Here is a 24,755-nt window from a genome sequence, read left to right as displayed (position 1 = left end):
TTGTTTTGCCTTCTTTTCGTTACCAGGCGTAAACTGGGTGACGAAAATATGAGGCAGAGCCTCAGTATCTTACTTGGAGGAAACAGCAACTTTTACAGCTTTTAGCTTACTTCCTTTGCGACGAGCAGCACCGTAGATACCTAATAGAGACAGGCTAACTACACTTGCAGGCTCAGGTGTCTTTGCTGGTGGTTCAACAGCAGTCAGTTTGCCGAACAAAGAGGCGCGGGCGGTACTTTCTTCGGGTGCGTTGAATTCGCTGACAACGGTGTTACCACCATCAGAAGAGAAGCCAACCAGTTCCAGAGTGTAATCAACTCCTTGGTAGCTAAACATTTGACTGGATGCACCAGCAGTAGAAAAACGCAATCTGTCGCCATCTAAAACCGGATTGCCAGTGTTGTTGGGTGTGTTGAAGATGTTAAATGAGAAGTCAAAAGTCTCTGTGGTACTCAAAGGATTGCTCAAAGACAGAGCAACACTGAGCGGGAAGTCGCCGTCAAAGGTATCGGACGTCGCACCATTGCGGTAAGAGAGATTGCCAAGGTTGAACAAGCTATCCTTGCTAGCGCTAAAGCCTACACTATCATACTGGACGAAGTTGGTGAAACTACCAGCCCCAGGATTGCCCCAAGTTAGACGATTATTTATACCGCCATTCTGATTAGATAGAAAGGTACTCCTAGAGGGATTAGTAGGCAATCCCCACGAGCCAGATGATGTTCCTGTAAAAGTTATAGCTTGGGCTTGACCTGTTATGCCCACCACTGCGGTAATACTTAGCGCAGCGGTAGCTAATTTAAACTGAAGGTTGGTGAATTTAACTAACATAATTTATCTCTTAGGTAGCTTGCTTAAGCCAAAGTAACTCTGCTCAGGAGCTGCACACAAGCAAAAAGTTCCCTCTTTACCAAGTCTTCATTAAAGTGTGAAGATATAGCATCAATGACCATACTTATAATTGAGTATGTGTAATAAAAAGTTTACTTAACTAAGTAAATTTACGGTAGATGCCGCAGCCATTAGCTCGGTTCGCGAAAAAGACCAGCATCAGACATCTTAATGATGCCTAGACACTGGTCTAGTCGGAGATTATCAGGTAATGGATGCGCGATTACGGAGCTAAAGCACTACCCCGAAGCAAACTACCAATGGTTTTGGCAGTAATCTTCATTTGAATCAAGGGATTTGCTGGGACAACCGTTTTGTAGAGGTAGCTGTCAAATGTCAGCTTCTGCACGTCTTTGTCAGCGCACATCTCTACAAAGGCTTCGCGGGTAGCATCGGAACGATAAAAGACGGTTTGCAGGATATCCAGCACCTTGTAGGTGAGTCCGTACTTCTTATCCCAACGCTTCAGGTACACCTTGAGGTCGGCTTCACTAGGAATGCGCTGACCACCGTTGGAAAATTCCACAATGGTTTCAGCACACATCCGCGCCGACTTAGCGGCAAAGTAAATACCTTCACCAGAAGACTTGGTGACAGTTCCGGCAGCATCTCCTACTAGGGCGACTCTACCGACGACGCGGCGGGGTCTGGGATGCTCTGGAATCGGGTGAGCTTCTACTTTAATAATCTCACCGCCTGCAAGCTTACGGGCAGCACGGGCGCGGATGCCTGCTTGCAGATTTTTGATGTCGGCTTTGTTCACCTTCATGGTGCCAGTACCGACAGCTACGTGGTCGTATTTGGGGAATACCCAGGCGTAGAAGTCAGTAGAGACATCGTTACCGACATACATTTCTGCCAGGTCGTTGTAGTAAGCCATTTTGTCATCTGGCAGGCGAATTCGCTCTTGGAAAGCGATCGCATAATTATAATCCCCGGCATCAATTGCCTTAGCAACGCGGGAATTTGCACCATCTGCCCCAATTACCAAATCGACTTTCAGGGTCTTCATTACTCCTTCAGCGCTACCATCCGAATGATCGGCGTAGTGCAAGGTGTAAGGGTCAGTATTGTTTGTGGGTATATCCAGTTTATAAACGGTGCCGTTGATTAAATTAGCACCCAACTTGGCAGCGCGATCGCGCAAGAAGCCATCCAGCACCTCGCGACGGCACATACCGATATATTCATCTTCTTTTTGGATATTGATATCAACTTCAACATTGGAAGGTGAGATCATCTTCATTTTTCTCACCCGCCGATCGATAATCTCTGGCGGCAGATCAAACTCACTCACCATGCACAGCGGAATTGCCCCGCCACAAGGCTTGGCGTTGTCTAGCTTGCGCTCAAACAAGTAAGTCTCGATTCCGGCTTTTGCCAAGGTTTCGGCAGCAGATGAACCCGCAGGTCCCGATCCTACAACAGCAACCCGTAGTGTCAAAGGTCTTCTCCCAATTTCTTACGGCTACAAGGTGAGATGTTATCACGGACTTTCTATTTAGCTGAAGCCTAGCCCTCTGGATCTTACTGAATTGCAACAGAGCTTAACACATCTACAAATGGGGATAAGGAATTGGGGATTGGGGATTGGGAAGAATCTTACCCAGCCCCTAGTCCCCAGTCCCTAGTCCCCAATTCCCAATCCTCTCCATGTGTGATATAACAAAATACGGTAAGATCATCGGGAAACCGGGGATTATTTTATTCTGATATTTTGCGGGTTGATTACCACCCAGGATAAATTCAAGAAAGTTCTTGTCTAGGGGTTGAAAGCAGTGGGCATAGTTGTTGAAAACGTATCTAAACAGTTTGGCAGTTTCAAAGCCGTTGACCAGGTAAGCTTAGAAATTAAAACTGGCTCTCTGGTGGCGCTATTGGGGCCTTCGGGTTCGGGAAAATCTACGCTACTGCGGCTAATAGCTGGTCTAGAGATACCAGATAGTGGCAAAATCTGGATCACTGGCAAAGATGCCACAAATCAGAGCGTCCAAGATAGAAATATCGGGTTTGTGTTTCAGCACTATGCCCTGTTTAAGCACCTGAGTGTCCGCAACAATATCGCCTTTGGGATGGAAATTCAAAAAGTTCCCAAGGCAAAAATCAAGGCGCGGGTGGAAGAATTGCTAGAGTTAATTCAATTGAAAGGACTAGGAGATCGCTATCCTTCCCAACTCTCCGGAGGTCAGCGGCAAAGAGTTGCCCTAGCGCGAAGTCTAGCAGTTCAACCCAAGGTATTGCTGCTGGATGAACCCTTCGGAGCATTAGATGCCAAAGTTCGCAAAGACCTACGAGCTTGGTTGCGGCGGCTGCACGACGAAGTACACGTTACAACGGTTTTCGTCACCCACGACCAGGAAGAAGCAATGGAAGTTGCTGATGAAATCGTGGTGACGAACAAAGGCAAAATTGAGCAGGTGGGAACGCCAGCCGAGATTTACGACCACCCAGCCACGCCTTTTGTGATGAGTTTTATTGGTCCGGTAAATGTGTTACCCAGTAGTTCACACATTTTCCAGGGTAACGGGTTTGATTCCAGCCAACCGGAAATATTTTTGCGTCCCCATGATGTGGTAATTCAAACTGAGCCAAACGGAACTACTGTATCTGCCAGAGTCAATCGTCTGATTCATCTAGGTTGGGAAATTCAAGCAGAATTAATCTTAGATGATGGTCAGGTGGTGACAGCGAACATTTCCCGCGAAAAGTTTGACCAATTGAAACTCAATACACAACAACAAGTATTTGTCAAGCCAAAAGACGCAAAATCTTTCCCACTGTACTATTCAATTTGATTTGCTGATTATTGAGAAGTTTAAGGCGTAGGCGCGATCGCTAGGGCATTGTTAACTTTCCATGCGTTGCTTAAAATCACCCTATCAGCTCAAAGGTAGGGTGGGCATTGCCTACCTTACCTGACGAAGCTAATAATTGCGTAAACTTAATGCGATCGCAATCAGACCAAAAATCCAAACTAAGCACTTGCAAATTCTGTCAACGGTCGCTTACTGGGATGCTGAAATCCCAAAACAATATCCTCATGGGGAACCTCAGCTTCTAACAGTTCGTTGACAATTCCCTGCTTTGTCCAGTCCTCTTCAACCCAAATCTTTCCATCTCGAATCCGCAGGTAAACCATTACCGATTGAACCCTATGTTTGCCATCCCAGCCAAGGTGAAACCAAAAATAGTGGTCTCGAATCTCATCAAATGCTAAGCATTCCTCTATACCATCACCATCTTGAGGAGTGTTAGACACCCACTCATAGTATTTGGTTAATATTTTTTGAATTAAATTGGGATAATGATTTAGTTTGTCCATCGAACAATTATTTTCTTTTGAATATCTACAACCATAATAAAATCGCCTATAAACTTGACATATGCGATCGCTCTTTACTTCGGTTTTGTTGCAAAGACGCGCCAGATGATGAAGCTAGTAAAGACTATATAGCCGAATACAGTTAGCCAGTCCTGCCAGTTGCTGGGGATAGTCATAAATGTGTCGTCCATAGACAATCCTCGAAAATTGCTTTAACTCTCGGCTAGATTAGCAAAATGTTGGAGCAAGCAGAGAGGTGGCGCTTTACTTGCCAAACACCAGACGGCTATTATAGCTGCTGTTTCAGGAGTATTTCGAGACTAGAGTCGGCAACTGGGAGGCGAAAAAGTACGTTAAGTGCGATCGCAGTATCCCAATTAGAAAAATCGGCGTTAGACGGATTTATAATTCAATGCACGGAAAGTTGATAACGACTCGCGAGTTAATCCTTAACTAAGACATAGATGTTCATCAGACAGTGGCGACGCGCAGGACAATTTTTTTGTTTGTTCTCCCTTTGTTTATTTCTAGCAGTCAGCTGCGGTAGAAGACCGAGTGCTGATACTGCTGTGTCTCCTTCTCCTGTTGCTGGTGGAGGTCGCATTACCATTGGCACCACCCAGAAGCCACGGACGATGGATCCAGCGGATAACTACGAGCTGGCAGCAAGCTACTTGCACTATAATTTGGGCGATCGCTTGTATACCTACGAACCGGGAACTGCCAACCTCAAACCCCAGTTAGCGACAGCATTACCTAAAGTCAGTCCAGATGGGTTAAGTTATACCATCCCCGTGCGTCAAGGTGTTGTATTTCACGATGGCACCCCCTTCAATGCCGAAGCAATGGCATTTTCTCTACGACGCTTCATCGAAAACAAAGGTAAACCGTCATTCCTATTAGGCGATATTGTAGACTCGGTGCAGGCAAGCGGCGAGTATGAATTAAGCATCAAATTGAAAAAGCCTTTTGCTGCCTTTCCTTCTCTACTTGCCTTTAACGGTGCTAGTGCAGTTTCCCCGAAAGTCTATGAAATTGGCGCAGGAAAATTCAAACCAAACGAATTTGTAGGCACTGGCCCTTACAAATTGGTGCAGTTTAGCAGCGAGTCGCAACGGTTGGATGTATTTGATAACTACTGGGGAGAAAAACCTGTAAATAAGGGAATTGATGTACAGGTGCTGACCAATTCAGCTAACTTGTATAACACATTTCGTACTGGCGGCGTTGATGTTGCTTACCTATCTCTTGATCCAGATCAGATTGCCAGCTTGAAAGATGGGGGGACAAAAGGCAGTTGGCAGGTTAACGAGTCTCAGGGAAGTGCGGCTAGTTACATGGTGCTGAATACGAAAACTAAGCCCCTGGATAACCCAATAGTACGGCAAGCGATCGCATCGATGGTAAATCGACCGCTGGTAAATGAGCGATCGCTGAAAAATCAAGCCGAACCACTTTATAGCATGGTGCCGACAACCTTTGAGGTCTACAAGCCAGTATTCAAAGACCAGTATGGCGATGGCAACACCGAAAAAGCAAAACAACTGTTGCAGGAAGCCGGATACTCTCCCACCAACCCCCTAAAGTTAGAGGTTTGGTATCCATCTACTTCACCTACTCGCCGACTCGCTGCTGGTACACTCCAAGCATTAGCGACTCAACAGTTCGGTGGCGCGCTGCAATTTGAAGTCAAAACTGAAGACTCCGCCAGCTTTTTTAAGAACGTGTCCCAGGGAATTTATCAGACAGTCTTACTGGACTGGTATCCGGACTTTCTCGATCCTGACAACTACGTACAGCCGTTTCTGGATTGTACCAAAGGTTCAGCAGCAACCGGGTGTCAAGAAGGAGCCAGCCAAACGCAGGGGTCGTTTTACTATAGCGATCGCATGAACCAGCTAATTGCACAGCAGCGAAAAGAACAAAATCCCGAAGCCAGAAAGAAAGTCTTCGCAGAAATTCAAGACTTACTCGCCAAAGATGTTCCCTACGTCCCTTTGTGGCAAAGTAAAGATTACGCCTTTGCCCAAAAAGGTGTCAATGGTCTTCGCATCAACCCGACTCAAGATTTTGCTTTTTGGACAATCAAAAAGTAAATAGGGAATTGGGAATGGGGAATTGGGAATTGGAAGATTCTTTTGTTGGTTTTTCTTTTCCCCAATTATCTATTCCCAATTACCGACTTTCAGGAGTAATGTCTAATTACTCCTATCGGCTTAGTAGTTAATGGGGTAAGCATGGGAAGACCAGATTTTGAGGATTTGGATGTTTACAAGTTAGCTGAGAGTTTAGCAAATCAAATTTGGCATATTGTTAAGCAATGGGACGATTTTGCTAAACAGACACTTGGTAAACAAATTGTTCGTGCCGCAGATAGCGTCTGTGCCAATATTGCTGAAGGAAGAGGTCGGTACAATTTCCAAGACAATCGGCGTTTTATAAAGATTGCTAGAGGGTCTTTATACGAAACAATAAGTTTGTTGAGGTTAGCATACGCTCGACAGCTCTTGACACATGAACAAGTAACCAAACTCAAACCAATCATTGATGAACTGCCACCCAAGCTAAATGCCTACTTAAAATCTCGTGGCAATTAGCAATCCCCAATTCCCCATTCCCCCATTCCCCATTCCCCATTTCAAATGTCACGTTCTAAAGCCCTACAATATTACATTTTCGCCCGTGTCCTTCTAGCACCTTTAATGCTGTGGACAATTGTTACCATCGTATTTTTGCTCCTCCGGGCGACACCAGGAGATCCAGTCGATGCGGTTTTAGGCGGTCGCGCCCCAGAAGATGTCAAGGTAAGATATCGTCAAGAATTGGGGCTATCTGACCCGCTGTGGGTGCAATACATTCGCTATTTAGGAGATTTACTGCATCTAGATTTAGGTAAATCTATCACCAGTCGCGGGCTAGAGGTGTGGGAGGTAATTGGGCAATACTTCCCGGCGACGGTGGAATTAGCGGTCTTTAGTATGGCGATCGCATTTATTGTTGGCGTTGGTGTTGGTATCCTTTCCGCCTCCCGTCCCGGAACCGCTTTAGACGCTGGTGGGCGTTTATTTGGCATCATCAGCTACTCGCTGCCTTTATTTTGGGTGGGGATGATCCTACAGCTGATTTTCTCAGTACAGTTGGGTTGGTTTCCTCTGGGATCGCGCTTTCCCCTAACATTACAGGCTCCCCCCAGCATCACAGGTCTTTACACTATTGACAGCCTCTTAAGCGGTAACTTCAGCCAATTTTTCATCGCTTTACATCATCTTGCCCTCCCTAGCCTGACACTAGGAATCCTCCTCAGCGGGATTTTTGAGCGGATTGTGCGAGTGAATTTGAAGCAAACTTTGAAAGCAGATTATGTAGAAGCCGCAAGAGCCAGAGGCATTCCCGAAAGGCGGATTCTCTTTGCCCACGCCTTGAAAAATGCCATGATACCCGTGATTACCGTCCTGGGGTTAACTCTTGCTGCTTTGCTAGGCGGTGCCGTTTTAACAGAAGTTACCTTCTCTTGGCCCGGATTAGGTAATCGTTTGTATGAGGCAATTTCTTTACGAGATTACCCCACAGTTCAAGGCATCATGATATTTTTTGCCTCAATTGTGGTATTTGCCAGCATTTTGATTGACATCATTAATGCCTATATCGATCCTCGGATTCGCTATTAAGCGATCGCGCTTTCTCTTACGTCTGGGCAGGCGCTATTGAGCTAATCTTGCTTACTCACTCGTTCAATCTGAGTGACAAAGTAATTTTCTTGGTACTTCAAAGACTTTGCTAATTGCAGCCCTTGTTGAAATGCTGTCTTGGCTTGCTCCATGTCCCCACGTTCCAAATAAATTTGTCCCATTTGATCGTAGGTATTCATCAAGTTGTAGTAATTGTACGACTGCTGATCTACCTTCAATAAGACTTGATAAACCTGCAAAGCAAAATCCGGCTTTTTATAATTTCGGTACAAATCGCCTAGTTTTTTCAAGGCTTCGCTGGCAGAGGCAAACTGTTGCAAAGTCCATGCTAGATTATAGGCTTCCTGATAGTTTTGACTTGCCGCATCTGGGTTTGGTGGGTTGAGGGCTTGATAGTCGTCTGCGATCGCTATCTTAATCGCTGGGATTTGATTTGCAGCTTGCGGATCGGTGAGGTAGTTTTGCAAAAGCTGTTGCTTAAACTTGAGAGAATTTTCCGGTTGCTTTACCTTGTCGTAAATATACGCCAGTTGTTGTAGATAAACGACTTCGCTAACGCGATCGCCTTTTTGACTCGCCAAAACCAGCAACTCCTCATAAGCTGCCGCCGCTTTGGGATAATCAAACCAACTCATGTGGCCTTGGGCAATTGTCTTCAGCGTTGCTTCTTCTGTCGCAGCATCTTGGCGCTGGCGCGCATCAGCTAAAATTAGTTGATAAATCTCCACAGCTTCACCAGCTAAGCGAATTTGCTGGTAAGCTTGACCCAAAGCTTGCAAAAGCTCCGCATTTTCTGGTGTGACATCAGTTACGGTAGCAGGAACATCTGCTGTCCCCAAAGGACGCTTCTCGTTTTTGCGGATCGGCTTTCCCAACGCCTCAGCCCGAATCGTTTGCAGACGCTGGGTGATAATTTGCAAATCAGCTTTTTGATTATTCGTCCAGGCAATATCGCCAATCCGTCCCAATGCTTGCACCTCTTCGACAGTACCAAGCGATCGCCGCAAGCGCAGTTCCCGATACCAAATTTCAAAAGCTGCTGGTGCATTGCCTGCTTTTAGCTGTTCAGTTGCTTGGGCGTTTAAATCATCCAAAGCCTCTCTCAATAGGCGGATTTCTTGGGGGGTAGCGGGACGCTCTACTGGTGGAGAAGGCAACAGCGGATCGGGTGTCGTTATTTCCAGGGGGTTGATTTTGGGTTTATCATCATCAGCTGCCCAACCGACAGAACCCGAACACAGCAGGAACAAGGCGGTAATTCCTAAAAAGAGTGCTTTTGAGGGACGTTGCTTATACCACACCTGAGCCATTAACTTCTGCATATTAGATACAAGATAATATTTGATACTTTATACTTCATAGTTTTTCGACTGTTACAGTAAAACCAGAGTTTCCAGATGAACAGTCAAGTTTAGGAGAGAGTCGGTGAACCGGAGCAAATTTAGGTCGCTACCAAGGCTTTTAGGCATAGCGATCGCATTCTTAATTTTTCTCACTTCCTGTGGCATCCAGCCAGGGGTGGCACGAGATCGGGTGTTTCTGGATCTATCCCTAGATTTTTTGGGAGAGTACCAGCTGCCCAAGATGAAATTTAAGGATACACCCGTTGGGGGCTTATCGGGACTGACCTACGACCGACAGCAAAACCGTTTCTATGCCATTTCCGATGATCGTGGCACGTTTGCTCCCGCCCGATTCTACACGCTGAAGCTAATTTTAAATGATGATAGCGATCGCCAGATCAGCCTTCAGAAAGTAGAAGTTGAAGACGTTACCTTTCTCACCGACGAGCAAGGCAAAACTTATCCTAAAGGCACCTTGGATACTGAAGGAATTGCCATTACTCCCCAAAAATCCGTATTTATCGCTAGCGAAGGCATTCCCCCTAATGGCGTTTCTCCAGTTGTAGGCGAATTTGACTTAGAAACCGGACGGCTACGGCAAACTTTGCCCATCCCAGAGCGTTATCTTGTTGATGCTACAAAATCAAATAAAGACGCAACAACTGGCATTCAAAATAACTTAGGATTTGAATCACTCACCCTTAGTCCCTTCGGTACTATTCCCGCTAAAGGAGAAGCAATTCGCTTATTTACAGCTACAGAATCATCTTTGATGCAGGATAAAGAACCAGCTAACTCTAACCAGGGAGCCAAATGTCGGTTACTGCACTATTTAATCACCGATGGGCCTCCGCTGGTAATTGCCGAACATTTATATCAAATGGAGCCTCCCCCCAGTGCGGCATTAAAAGATGGCTTGGCGGAGTTATTAGCTGTGGATACGGGTGGGCATTTTCTCACTTTAGAACGTTCTTTGAGTTTATTAGGTTTTAGTGTGCGGATTTATCAAGCAGCAACTGGCGGAGCCACTGATATTTCTCGGGTTCCCAGCCTCAAGGGTGAGGTTAGTGGAATTAACCCAGTCAAGAAAAAGTTACTATTAAACTTGGATGAATTAGGTGTGGCTTTAGCGAACTTTGAAGGGATGACTTTTGGCCCTCGTTTACCTGATGGCAGCCAAAGTTTACTTCTGGTTAGCGATGATAATTTCCAACCTGAGCAAGTAACTAAGTTTTTTTTGTTTCGTCTTAAAAATGGGCGTTGAAAAATAAAATGCGCTTCCCCCAAATTACCTGAACAAGGGGAGAGTTAAAGTAAAAAGAAACAAATGAATAATTTGTTCTTTTTACTTTTCAACCAAATTAAACACTTCCAAGAAATTAGGAATAATTTTTGTAAGCCAATGAATAAGCTGCTAAAACTTCAACTGTCGCGCATAGCTCTAGTATCCGGGATAAGCTTCATCGCCATCAATGCTAGTTTGAGCGCGATCGCATCTTGGGTGGAAATCAGCAAATCACCCGACAACACCCCCATATATATCGACCCGGAGCGCATAGTTAGGAAGGGGGATATTGTAGAATTCTGGCGGCGTAACCTCTTTACAACTCCTCAACCTGACGGCGCTTTTGGAGTAGATAATTATCATTCCATAAACTGTAAAAAAGGCTTATTCCGCTGGCGGCGGTCGATTCGTTTTGATCCCAATGGTCGCATTGTTTCTGAAAACGATATAGGCAAAGAAGACAAATTGCTAGAAATGCAAATTCAACCCGGAAGTATCATTGAGGATTTCTATAAATCTGTATGTCCGCCAGTGGAGGAACAAGTAAAAAATTAAAAAGAATCTGTCTTTTAAATTTTGCACTTTTAATGACTTTTGTCTATCAAAACCCTTAAAAAATCATCAGGAAAAGGCTCCCGCGACTCAATCCAGTCGGCGGGTATTCCTCGTTGGCGTGCGGAGAGGGCAACGATACCGCCGACAATGGCGCAATTTGTATCCATATCTCCTAAACCGCTCAGTGTTGCCCAGAAAGCTTCCTGATAGTCTTCCAGATGATGGGCGGCACACCAGAGGGCAAAAGGTATTGTATCTTGAGCGGAAATTTTGTATCCCGAACCCAGTTGTTGTGCTACTACCGATGGAGATGTGGTGTAAATCGTTGCTGCTTGCTTAATGCCGCTACGAGTTTCGCTTTCAGGAACGTTTTCGGCAACAAGTTCTAGAAATTGTACAGGCTGCATACACTCACCTTCCCCTACCTGAAAGGCAAGTGCAGCCGCAACAGCGACAGCAACAGCCCCAGCAATGCCCTCTGGATGTGCGTGCGTTGGTTGAGCTGAGAGCATCGCATTTTCCCGCACCGCTGCTAAATTGTCGGCAAAGTAAGCGCCCAAAGGTGCTACTCGCATCGCCGCACCATTGCCATAAGAACCGCTTCCCCCGAACATCTGTGAAGCCTCAACTCGCCAGTCTGCTCCCCATTGAAGCTTGACTAACAGCCGCTGCGCCCCAGCACCATAGCCCCGTGAAGGGTTATACCGTTCGGCAAACGATTGGGCTAGGACATCGGGATCGATCCGCCCGTAACGCCACAATGTCTGCACAATCGAAAGTGCCATCTCGGTATCGTCAGTATAACGCCAGAGCCTAGGGGGAACCTGACGCTGTTGTATTCGCTCGTTCAGCTGTTCTCCAACCCCAAAAAACCTTTGCCCAAGTGCGTCTCCGACTGAAAGCCCACTCAAAGACAACTGCATTCGTTCTAGAGAATTCATAGTTCGCAAACCTTCAATAGAGGCGATCGCTCGTTTTAAAATAAGGGGATCGCTGCTAAATATCTGCCTTTTTATAAACAATGACCCATTCTACTGATATTGCCACCTTAGCTCGCTTGATGGCAGCCGACTTCAGCAATCAAGCACAAGCTTTTGAAAATCCGCCCTTTTTTGCCCATATTCGCGTCTGTATGCGTCCTTTGCCTCTAGAACTGCTCTCAGGCGTGAGCTTCCTTGTCGAACAAGCTTATGACTATATGATCAATAGCCCCTATCGGCTGCGGGTTTTAAAGTTGATTGCAGCAGGCGATCGCATCGAAATCGAAAACTACACCGTTAAGCAAGCAGAACAGTTCTACGGTGCTTCCCGCGATTTAAACCGCCTGCAAACTCTGAAAGCAGAAAATCTGGAAAAATTACCCGGTTGCAACATGATAGTTGAGTGGACGGGCAACAGCTTCAAAGGTCACGTCGAACCCGGTAAAGCTTGCATGGTGGTTCGCAAAGGTCAAAACACCTATCTTGACAGCACCTTCGAGATTGACGACACCAAATTTATCAGCCTTGACCGGGGACGCGACCCCGAAACGGATGAGCATATTTGGGGTTCAGTCGCAGGCCCGTTTCACTTCGTCCGCTGGGCAAGTTTCGCCGATGAAGTCAAGGTTTGAAGGGTTACAAAGTTGGAGATTCCAACCTTCAATCCATGCAGCAAGTGGAAATACTCCAACTAGATCCCATTGTTGCGATTATAGGGGCTAACCTTTCTGCCCAAAGAATGATGACGAAGGCAGAAGGATAGAGGAGAAAGAATCCAGCTACTACAAACTTAGGTATGGTGTACTACGCGATCGCTCGAAAGTAATTCACTTCGATGGTCTAGAGTGGCCCCAAACCTGGTAAATTTACCGAGTATTGGCAAGCGAGATTTAATGAACCAGTATGAAAGTCTTGGTTATTGGCGGTGACGGCTATTGCGGTTGGGGAACCGCACTCTATCTTTCCAATCGTGGTTACGAAGTCGGGATTCTGGATAGCCTAGTGCGGCGGCATTGGGATGCACAACTGGGCGCAGATACCCTGACCCCAATTGCACCGATACAGCAACGTATTCAGCGCTGGCGCGACCTCACTGGCAAATCCATTGACTTGTTTATTGGCGATATCACCAACTACGATTTCCTCTCGAAAGCGCTGCACCAGTTTGAACCAGAGGCAATCGTGCATTTTGGCGAACAGCGTTCGGCACCTTTCTCGATGATTGACCGGGAACACGCCGTAATGACCCAGGTTAACAATGTGGTCGGGACGCTGAATATCCTGTACGCGATCAAGGAAGATTTCCCCGACTGCCACTTAGTGAAGCTGGGGACAATGGGCGAGTACGGTACTCCTAACATTGATATCGAAGAAGGTTATATCACCATTGAGCATAACGGGCGCAAAGATACTTTGCCGTATCCAAAGCAGCCCGGATCGATGTATCACCTCAGCAAAGTCCACGACAGCCATAATATCCACTTTGCTTGCCGGATTTGGGGGCTACGCGCTACAGACTTGAATCAAGGCGTTGTTTACGGCGTTTTGACGGAAGAAACTGGCATGGATGAGTTGTTGATTAACCGTTTGGATTACGACGGTGTGTTTGGCACAGCGCTGAACCGCTTCTGTATTCAGGCGGCAATTGGTCATCCGCTGACGGTGTATGGTAAGGGCGGACAGACGAGAGGCTTTTTGGATATTCGGGATACAGTGCGATGTATTGAAATAGCGATCGCAAATCCCGCCCAAGCAGGCGAGTTTCGCGTCTTCAACCAGTTCACCGAACTATTCAGCATCGCCGATTTAGCCGGAATGGTGAAAAAAGCTGGCAATGCCTTGGGACTCAATGTCGAAATTAATAACCTCGACAACCCCAGAGTTGAGAAGGAAGAACACTACTTCAACGCCATAAACACCAACCTACTCGATCTAGGCTTACAACCCCATTATCTCTCCGAAGCACTGCTTGACTCACTGCTCAACTTTGCTGTCAAATACCAGAACCGCGTCGATAAAAACCAAATTCTGCCCAAAGTTTCTTGGCACAGATAGTCAGTTGCTAATAGCTAATAGCTAATAGCTAATTGTTCCCTTAGCCATTAGCCATTAGCCATTAGTCATTAGCCATTAGCAAATTATGCGAATCGCTCTTTTCACCGAAACCTTTTTGCCCAAGGTTGACGGCATAGTGACGCGCCTGCGCCACACCGTTGAACACTTACAGCGCAACGGCGACCAAGTATTGATATTTTCCCCAGATGGGGGGTTGACAGAATACAAGGGAGCCAGAATCTACGGAGTCTCTGGCTTCCCCTTGCCTTGGTATCCAGAGTTAAAAATGGCTTTGCCACGCCCAGCAATAGGGTATGAGCTAGAAAAGTTTCAGCCAGATACAATTCATGTCGTCAACCCCGCAATTCTGGGGTTAGCGGGGATATATTACGCCAAGACGATGCGAGTACCCTTGGTAGCGTCTTACCATACTCATCTGCCCCAATACCTCCACCACTACGGCTGGGGAATCCTAGAAGGCTTATTGTGGGAATTTCTGAAATCAGCTCACAACCAAGCCCGGTTAAATCTCTGCACCTCCACAGCGATGATGCAGGAACTTACAAGTCACGGCATCGAGCGGGTGGATTTGTGGCAACGAGGAGTGGATACAGAGCTGTTTCAACCGCATCTAGCAAGCCAGGAAATGCGTAGGCGTTTAACCCAAGGTCATCCAGACAGCCCCTTGCTGCTTTACGTAGGTCGTCTTGGTGCAGAAAAAGAAATTGACCGCATCAAACCAGTTTTAGAAGCAATTCCCAACGCCCGCCTCGCCTTGGTTGGGGATGGGCCCCATCGGCAAGCCTTAGAAAAATACTTCGCTGGTACACCCACCAATTTTGTTGGCTATCTCACAGGCGTAGACCTCGCCAGTGCCTTTGCCTCAGCTGATGCCTTTATATTCCCCTCACGCACCGAAACGCTGGGATTAGTGCTTCTGGAGGCAATGGCAGCTGGGTGTCCCGTCGTCGCCGCACGTTCTGGGGGGATTCCCGACATTGTGACAGATGGAGTCAACGGATATTTATTTGACCCAGCTGATGAAGAAGGCGCGATCGCAGCTACAATACGCCTCCTTGCTCATCAACAAGAACGAGAAACCCTCCGGCAAAATGCCCGGAAAGAAGCCGAACGCTGGGGTTGGGCAGCTGCCACCCGTCAGCTACAAAATTACTACAAAGCAGTCATTAGTCATGGATAACTGACAACTGGCTACAGACTAATGGCTAAATACTAAGAACTACTGATGAGCATTTATCGTAACCGAGGTTAAATTAGGTTAATGGGTGTGAAAAAAAGAATTTAGCCAATAGCGACTACATAAGTAAGTAAGTGGGCAAAAATCACCTGAGATCCAAAAACCCTTTTTCCCCGTATAGAGGCTACATAGACTCCATACACGATTTTTATCGCTCAATGTTCATTTGACGTTGATTTTTACCAGCTACTTACTAAAAACAGCTAATGGCTCAGTCCTACCACCTAATAGCTAACACCATAGCTGGCACTTGCTCCTCCCCATGACACTCTCCAATACTGGCAGCGTTCTGGCGACTCTATCTCAGCTCACCCTTAATCGTACTAGCGTCCTGACATCGCGTGTCAAAGAGCTATCGTTTGGTGAGTTTATCTGCTTGCTTGACTTTATTACCGCTGAATTTCAGCAGTTTCTGCGCGCGATCGACATGATCAACAACGAAGCTCTGGAATCCATGCTAGAGCAGGTCATGGACGCTTTCACCCTAAAAATGGGTCAAATTCTGCAAGCAGACAGAACTACAATATTTTTAGTTGACGAAGAAAAAAACCAACTTTGGTCGAAAATTCCCGAAACCGACAACGGGAGAGCCACTAAAGAAATTCGCATTCCCATTAATGTCGGTATTGCCGGTCAGGTAGCTACCACGGGTGAGACTCTCAACATCCCCGACGCTTACAGCCACCCGCTATTTAACAAAGAAGTTGACGAACGACCGGGCTACCGCACCCACAATCTGCTATGTATGCCGATTTATAGCAGCAAAAACCAGATTGTAGCTGTAGTTCAGCTGTTGAATAAAGCTGGAGATTCCCCATTTACAACCGAGGATGAGCAAGGATTCCGTGACTTTGCCGCCTCCATCGGGATTATCTTGGAAAGCTGCCAATCTTTTTATGTGGCGGCTCGCAAGCAACGGGGCGCAGCTGCACTATTACGCGCAACAACATATCTGGGTCAGAGTCTTGACTTAGAAGCCACACTGCGCTATGTGATGGAGCAAGCGCGGGATCTGATGAAGGCAGACCGCAGTACCCTGTTTATGTTGAGCAAAGAAACAGGAGAACTCTGGACTAAAGTTCCCAACAAGGATGGCACAGAGATCATACCGATACGGATTCCTTCTAACAAAGGGATTGCCGGATACGTTGCCTCTACTCGTCAGGCGCTGAATATCGCCGATGCTTACAAAGATCCGCGTTTTGACCCCAGCGCTGACAAGCGGACGGGTTATTTGACGCGCAATATCCTGTGTATGCCAGTGTTTAATTCAGCTAATGAATTAATTGGCGTGACGCAGTTGATTAATAAGCACCCTGGCAGTTTTACCAGTTCCGACGAAGAGTTTATGCAGGCGTTTAATATCCAGGCGGGAATTGCCTTGGAAAACGCCAAACTCTTCGAGAATGTGCTGGTGGAAAAGCAGTATCAGAAAGACATCCTGCAAAGTCTCTCGGATGCTGTGATTTCCACAGATATGCAGGGGCAAATTGTGATGATTAATGAAGCGGCGCTGGAGTTGTTGGGTTGCCCTATTAAGGAAGCTGTGGGGAAATGCCACAAAAATTTGTGGGAGCAGAAACTGGTGGGGCGCTACGTCTGGGATGTGGTGCCGATTGAAAATCTCCAGTTCCGGCTTCAGGATAGTCTGAAAACTGGCGCTAAGCATTATGTGCCAGAGCAAAGCCTGACAATTGGCTTGTATTTAGCCAAGAGTCAACAGTCAGCTAATGAAGTGCCTACACAGGCGAAATGCGCCAAGTGTCAGCTTTCAGTAGAAGAAACTTTGAATTCAGAAGTAGGCTGTAATGCTGAGGGAGGACAAACAGAGGCTTATATTTTGGCGCTACGCGATCGCATCAATCCAAAATTATATATTCCCTGGAATGATCCGCTCATTCCTGCCGACTGGGTTCTCAGTGTCGATCAAGTTCAAGAAATTGAACGCAGTACCAATCTTACCGTTAATCCTCTCACCAACCCCGAAGGAGGCGTAAGAGGCGGTTTGGTGGTGTTGGAAGATATCAGCCACGAAAAGCGGATGAAGAACACTCTGTACCGCTATATGACCCCAAGGGTGGCAGAACAAGTTATGGCACTGGGCGACAATGCCCTGATGTTGAGCGAACGTAAAGATGTAACAATTTTATTTTCCGATATTCGCGGCTACACCACCTTAACGGAAAATTTGGGTGCGTCGGAAGTGGTTTCGCTGCTGAATCAGTATTTTGAAACAATGGTGGAGGCAGTCTTTAACCACGAAGGCACCTTAGATAAGTTTATCGGCGATGCTTTGATGGCGGTGTTTGGCGCACCTCTGCCACTAGCGGAAAATCATGCTTGGATGGCTATCCAATCAGCATTGGATATGCGTCGCCGTCTATCCGAATTTAATAGGCGTCGCTTTTTTGACAACCAGCCACAGATTCACATAGGGATTGGAATTAGTTCGGGTGAGGTTGTTTCTGGCAACATCGGTTCTCACAAACGGATGGACTATACAGTGATTGGGGATGGAGTTAACCTAAGTTCTCGCCTAGAAAGCGTTACTAAGGAGTATGGCTGCGATATTATCTTGAGCGAGTTTACCTACAACTTGTGTCGCGATCGCATCTTAGTCCGAGAACTAGACAAAATCCGCGTCAAAGGGAAAAACACCGCCGTCAGTATCTACGAATTGATAGGTGACTATCGAGAACCTCTCAACGACTCAACGAAAAAGTTTTTGGATCTCTACGAGTATGGGCGTCAAGCCTATATAAATAGGCACTTCCAAAAAGCAATTAACCTCTTTGATGATGCCTACCGCTTAAACCCTAACGATCAGGCAGTCAAAGTTCACCTGGAACGGTGTAGAAACTATCTTGACCACCCACCTTCAGATGCTTGGGATGGAGTCCACACAATGGCAAGTAAGTAGTCATTATTCATTAGTTATTACCACCTGACTACTGACTGCTGATAAAAACCTACGAATCCGCTGGGTTTTCGTCGCTGTTCTGGAAGGGGTCTTCGCCAATTCCTAGTTGCTTTTTTGTTTGTTTCAACTGTTTCCAGAGATTCTTAATCTGTTCGTAGGCATCTGTAGGTGAGATTTTGCCTGAAGTTTCTAAGTTGCAGATGTAGTTCACCTTTTGAGAAAATTCTTGTAGGTTAGCGTTGAAAACTAAATTCTCCGGCTTCACCTGACCGTAGTAACGACTTCTTGGATACAAAAAATCAGAGCGGTCTGTCATAGCTAACTCCTAAGCATAAACTACCTAACTTTCTACCTCACAAATTAACCTACGGTTCACTTTTTTTCGCCACGACTTAAAAAGCAAGTTTAGAGAATCAGGCAGACATTCCCCGCATCACCTTGACCCGCGATCGCTCCCCACTACTCGCATACACGGTTGATTTTGGTTACTTTGGGTTCAAGTTTTGCCGCCCCACCTAGCTTCTATAGGCGATCTTTAGATATAAAGAGTATCATCCATTTAATATAATTTTAACCTAAACTTAACCAAAGGTTAATCTAAAACGTGCCAGTTAATCCCATCTGCCCATCTGTTTACACTATGCGGCTCCTAAGGGATTAAAATCTTGTGTGCTGCCAAGGCGATCCATCAACACAAACAACTACTCTCCATGTCTGCCCAACACATAAGCCTCTACGAAGGCAAAGCCAAAATTCTCTATGCCACAGACGATCCGAATATTCTGCTAGCTCACTTCAAAGACGATGCTACCGCCTTTAATGCCAAAAAGCGGGGCCAGATCGTTGGCAAAGGAGAGATTAACTGTACTATCTCTAGTCATTTGTTCCAGCTTTTGGAAGCATCAGGCATACCCACCCACTACATTGATACTCCGGCACCCAACCAAATGCGCGTTCAGGCGCTGAAAATTGTGCCGTTAGAAGTCGTAGTCAGGAACATTGCTGCGGGAAGTCTATGTCAACAGACAGGATTACCAGTAGGTAAAGTTTTACCTGATCCGCTGGTGGAATTTTATTTTAAAAATGACGATTTGGGAGATCCTTTGTTGACACGCGATCGCCTCTTATTATTGTCTCTAGCAACACCAGAACAGCTCGACCAATTAAAGGCTAGTGCCTTGCGAATCAACGAAATCCTCACAGACTTTTTCCACAAGTCTCGGATTACCCTAGTGGACTTCAAACTAGAGTTTGGCATTGACCAACAGCAGCAGCTGCGACTGGGAGATGAAATCAGCCCGGACACCTGCCGCCTTTGGGACGAGTCTGAAGAAGATCCCGATCGGCGGGTGCTGGATAAAGATCGGTTCCGCCGCGACTTAGGGCAGGTGGAAGATGCCTACCAGCAAGTTCTCAAGAGAGTTCAAGAGACAAGTAGAAAGTAGTGATTAGCTACTGACTAAGGACTAAAAACAAATTGTTTACATGGTGTTTGGAAGTGTCGAAAAAAGGTAATCAAATGCGCTTATCTCCTTTCTTATTGGCAGTTTTTGCTGCCTCATCTGCCTTTGGTTTATCATTCCCTGCTAGGGGAGAAACTGCAAACTCTACGCCGGAAGCTCCCAAACCAGCTGCTTTGTCCGCTGATTTCAATACTCAGACAGCAGCTAATAGCGATGCTGCTGTTGGCACCACAACCCTGAACGCTGTTTCTCAACCTGTTGGCGATGTAATAGCCACCGTAAGTCCCCCAGAGACGATGGGAGCTAATAGCGATAGCGATGCTGCTGTTGGCACCACAACGCTTGGCGCTGTTCCTCAACCTGTTGGCAATGTAATAGTCCCCGTAAGCCCCCCAGAGACGATGGGAGCTGTTGAGTCGCCCCAAAAATTGCCCGTACTCAGCCAAACTCCTATAACCCCAAACCCAGCCCCCACGCCTGCAACAGAGCCAGTGACTCCAGAACGAGGCACCGAATCGTTACCGCAACAAGAGACACCGAATCGAATTGAATTCGATCTCACGCCAGGAGCGCCCTCACAGCCAAATATTGATGTGCCTGCGCCCCCACCAACTGTGGAACCTGCTCCCACCCCTGAAAATATTCAACCTTCTCCTGCGCCAGTCCCCGATTTGCCAGAAGCGCGAGTGCTGGTTGGTGAAGTCGTAGTTAGCGGCGTCGAAGGAGAGCTGCAAAACGAAGTCTATGAGGCAATTAACACCCGCCCTGGACGGACTGCTACCCGCAGCCAGTTACAGGAAGATGTGAATGCCATCTACGCCACAGGCTTTTTCAGAAACGTCACAGTAGAGCCAGAGGATACACCTTTGGGCGTGCGCGTCACCTTTTTAGTGGAGCCTAACCCGGTGCTGCGAAGCGTCGTAGTTACTCCTGTGCCTGCCGAACAACCCAGTCGTGCCGTACCCCAAAAAGTTATAGATGACATCTTCGGGCCTCAGTATGGCACCACCCTTAACCTCCGCCGCTTTCAAGAAGCTGTTAAAAGATTAAACCAGTGGTACAAAGAAAACGGTTATGACCTAGCACAGGTGGTTGCCGCACCCGAGATTGGCGAAGATGGCACGGTACGTCTAGATGTAGCAGAAGGGCTAATTGAAGATATACAAGTCCGCTATATCAACAAGGAAGGTGAGACAACTAACGAGGAAGGGGGCCCTATCCGCGGTCGTACCCGCGAATTCATTATTACGCGAGAGCTGGAGTTGGAAGCTGGGGAGGTTTTTAACCGGAGGACTGCGGAACAGGATCTGCGACGAGTCTTTCGCTTAGGCATCTTTGAAGATGTGCGGCTTTCGTTTGCTCCCGGTAAAGATCCGCGCCGAGTGGTTGTCAATGTGGACGTAATTGAAAAGAATACCGGATCTATCGCAGCAGGTGCGGGTATTAGTTCTGCTAGCGGGTTATTTGGCACGATCAGCTATCAAGAACAAAATCTGGGTGGCAATAACCAGAAACTGGGGGCAGAGTTGCAGGTAGGTCAGCGGGAGGTGTTGTTTGATGTCAACTTCACAGATCCTTGGATTGCTGGCGATCCCTACCGCACTTCCTACACTGTTAATGGGTTCAGACGGCGGTCGATTTCGCTGATTTTTGATGGCGGTGAAAACGATATTGAATTGCCTAATGGCGATCGCCCGCGCATTCTAAGACTCGGCGGCGGTGTCACCTTTACTCGTCCTCTAAATAGAAACCCTCTTGCCACTTCTGAATGGGTAGGCAGTTTGGGCTTGCAGTATCAACGGGTTTCAATCCGCGATTCCGATGGCGACCTTACCCCAGAGGATGAACTAGGCAACGACCTGAGCTTTAGTGGAGAAGGCAAAGACGACATATTTAGCGTTCAGCTGGGATTAGTACGCGATCGCCGCAATAACCCTCTGCAACCTACCGCTGGGTCGCTGCTGCGGTTAGGCGTTGAGCAGACTATCCCTGTAGGACTCGGCAACATCTTCCTAAATCGTCTGCGGGGTAGCTACAGCTACTACATTCCAGTTAGATACACTAACTTTTCCCAAGGCGCACAAGCTCTCGCTTTTAACGTTCAAGCGGGGACAGCAATCGGCGATTTACCTCCCTATGAAGCTTTTTCCCTCGGCGGTAGTAACTCTGTGCGGGGTTTTGAAGAAGGGGATGTTGGCAGCGGTCGCAGTTTTATCCAAGCAACCGCAGAATATCGATTCCCGATTTTCTCAATTGTCGGCGGCGCTTTGTTTGTCGATATAGGAACTGACTTGGGTACTGGTGGAAGCGTCCCTGGAGACCCCGCTGGAGTGCGGGACAAGCCTGGAAGCGGTATTGGTGCCGGTCTTGGTGTCCGGGTGCAATCTCCCCTAGGGCCTATTAGAATCGACTACGGTTTTAATAATGAAGGTGGCAGCCGTCTCCACTTTGGGATTGGGGAGAGATTTTAATGTTGGCTAATGGCTAATTGTTTAAGAGCAATTAGCCATTAGCCATCCTTCAACTAACAACGGGCAATCGAGAAATGACAACGGACAAGCAACAAACGCTAGGGGCATCTTTTGAACTGTCTGGTATTGGTCTACACAGCGGTGTCGTGACTCATGTCCGGGTGCTACCAGCAGAGGTGGGAGAGGGACGCTACTTTGTACGGGTGGATCTCCCAGATTCTCCGCAAATTCCCGCACAGGTGAAGGCGGTAGTCTCTACAACTCTGTCAACGGAACTGGGTGAGGGTTCAGCCCGTGTCCGGACAGTCGAACACCTGCTGTGTGCTTTAGCTGGTAGCGGTGTTGATAATGCTCGAATTGAGATTGATGGCCCGGAAGTACCGCTGTTGGATGGATCGGCCCTGGAGTGGGTGAAAGCGATTAGCCAAGTGGGAGTTGTTCCAAACTTAGAATCAAGTCCAGATTCCTCCTTTATCCTTCAAGAACCTGTTTGGGTGTATGATGGCGATGCCTTTGTTGCGGCACTGCCAGCACCCTTGACCCGATTTTCCTACGGGATTGATTTTGATTTAGCAGCGATTGGCAATCAGTGGCACAGCTGGTGTCCAGCGCAGGAAAGTTTTGCCCAAGCGATCGCGCCCGCCCGCACTTTTGGACTCGCTCACCAAATTGAGCAACTGCAAACCGCAGGTTTAATAAAAGGCGGAAGTCTAGAAAATGCGCTGGTTTGCGGTTCTCAAGGTTGGATTAATCCTCCTTTGAGATTTTCAAATGAGCCAGCACGTCATAAACTTTTAGACTTAGTAGGGGATTTAAGTTTACTGGGAGATTTTCCTGTAGCGCATATCCTGGCTTACAAAGCTAGCCATAACCTACACATCCAACTCGCCCAGCAGCTAGCCCAAAAAATGAATGTTAAGGGCTGAAGATGCAATTTAACTCACAACGCAGCTGGGTTGGTGAAACATACCTATGGGATGATAGGTAATTGCGCTTACACTGACTCCTCTACTGCCCTTAGCCCCGATTCAAAATTTGCTCATGTCCACACTGATTGATGCCAATACCGCTGATACATCTGCTACGGCGGCGACCGAGAATAAAGAAGATGCTGAGAAAGTAGAAAATAGCGATCGCGTCTCGGCTCATCAAACTGTCTTCACACTCGAAGAAATTCACAAACTGCTGCCTCATCGGTATCCCTTCGCCTTAGTGGATCGGATTATCGACTACGTACCTGGAAAAAAGGCTGTAGGCATAAAAAACGTCAGCTTCAACGAACCCCATTTTCAAGGACATTTCCCAGGTCGCCCTATTATGCCGGGAGTGCTAATTGTGGAAGCAATGGCCCAAGTAGGCGGTATAGTATTAACCCAACTACCAGATATTGAAAGCGGCTTATTTATGTTCGCAGGCATTGATAAAGTCCGCTTCCGTCGTCCTGTAGTACCGGGCGACCAGCTAGTGATGACAGCGGAACTGCTGTGTGTCAAGCGTCGTCGTTTTGGAAAGATGCAAGCTCGTGCCGAAGTTAACGGTCAATTAGTTACCGAAGGCGAGCTAATGTTTTCCCTTGTGGACTAAAACAAAAGCAAAAGTAAAAAGGTAAAAGGCAAAAGAAAGAACCTTTTCCTTTTTTCTTTTTACTTTTTTCTTTTTAATTTTTATGAAAACACTAATTCATCCCACTGCTGTAATTCACCCTGATGCCCAACTACACCCTAGCGTCCAAGTTGGTGCTTATGCGGTAATTGGGGAGCAAGTAAAGGTAGGCTCTGACACCGTAATTGGCGCTCATGTGGTGTTAGATGGGCTAACAGAAATTGGCTCCCAAAATAAAATTTTTCCTGGGGCGGCAATTGGCTTAGAACCCCAAGACCTCAAGTATCAAGGTGCAGCCAGTTGGGTAAAAATTGGCGACAGAAACACTATTCGGGAGTATGTCACAATTAATCGGGCAACTGGCGCAGGTGAAGCCACAGTAATTGGCAATGGCAATTTGTTAATGGCTTATGTCCACGTGGCTCATAATTGCGTAATTGAAGATAGCGTCATAATTTCCAATGCTTTAGCAATGGCTGGACACGTCCATATTGAGTCGCGGGCGGTGATTGGTGGTGCTGTAGGTATTCATCAATTTGTTCGCGTCGGACGAATGGCAATGCTTGGTGGGATGAGTCGCATTGACCGGGATGTACCACCTTATATGTTGGTAGAAGGAAGCCCGTCACGAGTGCGAAGTCTCAATTTGGTTGGCATTAAACGCGCAGGTTTAAGCATGACTGAGTTGGGATACTTAAAGAAAGCTTTCCGGATTCTCTACCGTTCAGGATTACCCCTAACTGAAGCTTTAGAACAGCTGGATTTACTTCCCGATAACGAACATTTACAGCACCTGCGTAGCTTTTTGCAACTTTCTCAATCTGAAGGACGGCGAGGGCCAATTCCTGGGAAAGGTTAATGGCTAATGGCTAATAGCTAATGGTAATAAATTAGCAATCATTCAATTAGCAATTACTAAAT

At 46.9% G+C, this 24,755-nt stretch carries 21 protein-coding genes; 15 read left to right on the top strand and 6 right to left on the bottom strand.

The features are described from left to right. Nucleotides 1-69 precede the first annotated feature (69 nt). The gene (locus H6F63_RS14360; protein ID WP_190638310.1) at nt 70-831 is read right to left on the bottom strand and encodes a choice-of-anchor K domain-containing protein; all 762 of its coding nucleotides are present in this window, start codon (nt 829-831) and stop codon (nt 70-72) included. Nucleotides 832-1,114: 283 nt separating this feature from the next. Continuing rightward, a complete protein-coding gene (gene chlP, locus H6F63_RS14355) occupies nt 1,115-2,335 on the bottom strand; it encodes a geranylgeranyl reductase (RefSeq protein ID WP_190638309.1) in 1,221 nt (406 codons plus the stop codon). 334 nt (nt 2,336-2,669) lie between these two features. Here chlP and H6F63_RS14350 point away from each other — a divergent pair, with 334 nt between their 5' ends. Then, a complete protein-coding gene (locus H6F63_RS14350; protein WP_190638308.1) occupies nt 2,670-3,686 on the top strand; it encodes a TOBE-like domain-containing protein in 1,017 nt (338 codons plus the stop codon). Nucleotides 3,687-3,865: 179 nt separating this feature from the next. Here the strand turns inward: H6F63_RS14350 and H6F63_RS14345 are convergent, their stop codons facing one another. After that, a complete protein-coding gene (locus H6F63_RS14345; RefSeq protein WP_190638307.1) occupies nt 3,866-4,213 on the bottom strand; it encodes a XisI protein in 348 nt (115 codons plus the stop codon). 464 nt (nt 4,214-4,677) lie between these two features. Here H6F63_RS14345 and H6F63_RS14340 point away from each other — a divergent pair, with 464 nt between their 5' ends. The 3 genes from H6F63_RS14340 to H6F63_RS14330 all read left to right on the top strand — a co-directional run bounded on the left by H6F63_RS14340 (nt 4,678) and on the right by H6F63_RS14330 (nt 7,881). After that, entirely contained in the window at nt 4,678-6,309 is a 1,632-nt protein-coding gene (locus H6F63_RS14340; protein ID WP_190638306.1) for an ABC transporter substrate-binding protein, read from the top strand. A 141-nt stretch (nt 6,310-6,450) separates the two neighbouring features. Then, entirely contained in the window at nt 6,451-6,810 is a 360-nt protein-coding gene (locus H6F63_RS14335; RefSeq protein ID WP_190439012.1) for a four helix bundle protein, read from the top strand. 45 nt (nt 6,811-6,855) lie between these two features. Continuing rightward, nucleotides 6,856-7,881: an ABC transporter permease gene (locus H6F63_RS14330; protein ID WP_190638305.1), complete on the top strand. Its 1,026-nt coding sequence runs from the start codon at nt 6,856-6,858 to the stop codon at nt 7,879-7,881. A 41-nt stretch (nt 7,882-7,922) separates the two neighbouring features. On the opposite strand, the gene H6F63_RS14325 is transcribed toward H6F63_RS14330, so the two are convergent. Then, a complete protein-coding gene (locus H6F63_RS14325; protein ID WP_190638304.1) occupies nt 7,923-9,212 on the bottom strand; it encodes a tetratricopeptide repeat protein in 1,290 nt (429 codons plus the stop codon). 115 nt (nt 9,213-9,327) lie between these two features. On the opposite strand from H6F63_RS14325, the gene H6F63_RS14320 reads away from it, so the two are divergent. Continuing rightward, nucleotides 9,328-10,509, top strand: a complete 1,182-nt coding sequence (locus H6F63_RS14320; RefSeq protein ID WP_190638303.1) for an esterase-like activity of phytase family protein — start codon at nt 9,328-9,330, stop codon at nt 10,507-10,509. A gap of 138 nt (nt 10,510-10,647) precedes the next feature. After that, nucleotides 10,648-11,085: a surface-adhesin E family protein gene (locus tag H6F63_RS14315; protein ID WP_190638302.1), complete on the top strand. Its 438-nt coding sequence runs from the start codon at nt 10,648-10,650 to the stop codon at nt 11,083-11,085. Between the two features lie 29 nt (nt 11,086-11,114). Here the strand turns inward: H6F63_RS14315 and H6F63_RS14310 are convergent, their stop codons facing one another. Next, nucleotides 11,115-12,026 (bottom strand): ADP-ribosylglycohydrolase family protein, encoded by a 912-nt coding sequence (locus H6F63_RS14310; protein WP_190638301.1) that lies wholly within the window; start codon nt 12,024-12,026, stop codon nt 11,115-11,117. Nucleotides 12,027-12,106: 80 nt separating this feature from the next. On the opposite strand from H6F63_RS14310, the gene H6F63_RS14305 reads away from it, so the two are divergent. From H6F63_RS14305 to H6F63_RS14290, 4 genes are all read left to right on the top strand, one after another. After that, a complete protein-coding gene (locus H6F63_RS14305; RefSeq protein ID WP_190638300.1) occupies nt 12,107-12,697 on the top strand; it encodes a chromophore lyase CpcT/CpeT in 591 nt (196 codons plus the stop codon). Nucleotides 12,698-12,968: 271 nt separating this feature from the next. Then, nucleotides 12,969-14,120, top strand: coding sequence for an NAD-dependent epimerase/dehydratase family protein (locus H6F63_RS14300; RefSeq protein WP_190425454.1), 1,152 nt, complete (start codon nt 12,969-12,971; stop codon nt 14,118-14,120). Nucleotides 14,121-14,205: 85 nt separating this feature from the next. After that, nucleotides 14,206-15,321 (top strand): glycosyltransferase, encoded by a 1,116-nt coding sequence (locus H6F63_RS14295; RefSeq protein ID WP_190458842.1) that lies wholly within the window; start codon nt 14,206-14,208, stop codon nt 15,319-15,321. 319 nt (nt 15,322-15,640) lie between these two features. Continuing rightward, entirely contained in the window at nt 15,641-18,298 is a 2,658-nt protein-coding gene (locus H6F63_RS14290) for a GAF domain-containing protein (protein WP_190638299.1), read from the top strand. 49 nt (nt 18,299-18,347) lie between these two features. On the opposite strand, the gene H6F63_RS14285 is transcribed toward H6F63_RS14290, so the two are convergent. Continuing rightward, complete coding sequence (locus H6F63_RS14285; protein ID WP_190425463.1) at nt 18,348-18,614, bottom strand: hypothetical protein; 267 nt, start codon at nt 18,612-18,614, stop codon at nt 18,348-18,350. 394 nt (nt 18,615-19,008) lie between these two features. Between H6F63_RS14285 and purC the strand changes: the two genes are divergently transcribed. The 5 genes from purC (at nt 19,009) to lpxA (ending at nt 24,693) form a co-directional block, all read left to right on the top strand. After that, entirely contained in the window at nt 19,009-19,743 is a 735-nt protein-coding gene (gene purC, locus H6F63_RS14280; RefSeq protein WP_190638298.1) for a phosphoribosylaminoimidazolesuccinocarboxamide synthase, read from the top strand. Nucleotides 19,744-19,817: 74 nt separating this feature from the next. Beyond that, nucleotides 19,818-22,232 carry a BamA/TamA family outer membrane protein gene (locus H6F63_RS14275; RefSeq protein WP_190638297.1) on the top strand — a complete coding sequence of 805 codons (2,415 nt, stop codon included), beginning with the start codon at nt 19,818-19,820 and terminating at the stop codon, nt 22,230-22,232. A gap of 74 nt (nt 22,233-22,306) precedes the next feature. After that, on the top strand, nt 22,307-23,158 hold the full coding sequence (lpxC, locus tag H6F63_RS14270) for a UDP-3-O-acyl-N-acetylglucosamine deacetylase (protein WP_190638296.1): 852 nt from the start codon (nt 22,307-22,309) through the stop codon (nt 23,156-23,158). Between the two features lie 115 nt (nt 23,159-23,273). Further along, nucleotides 23,274-23,816 carry a 3-hydroxyacyl-ACP dehydratase FabZ gene (gene fabZ, locus H6F63_RS14265; protein ID WP_190421929.1) on the top strand — a complete coding sequence of 181 codons (543 nt, stop codon included), beginning with the start codon at nt 23,274-23,276 and terminating at the stop codon, nt 23,814-23,816. A gap of 82 nt (nt 23,817-23,898) precedes the next feature. After that, nucleotides 23,899-24,693, top strand: coding sequence for an acyl-ACP--UDP-N-acetylglucosamine O-acyltransferase (gene lpxA / locus H6F63_RS14260; protein WP_190421931.1), 795 nt, complete (start codon nt 23,899-23,901; stop codon nt 24,691-24,693). The last annotated feature ends 62 nt before the right edge of the window (nt 24,694-24,755 follow it).

The sequence above is a fragment of the Trichocoleus sp. FACHB-40 genome (assembly GCF_014695915.1).
Lineage (GTDB): Bacteria > Cyanobacteriota > Cyanobacteriia > Cyanobacteriales > FACHB-T130 > Funiculus > Funiculus sociatus.
The sequence above is the reverse complement of the archived record's forward strand: the minus strand, read 5'-3'. Positions and strand labels throughout refer to the sequence as shown.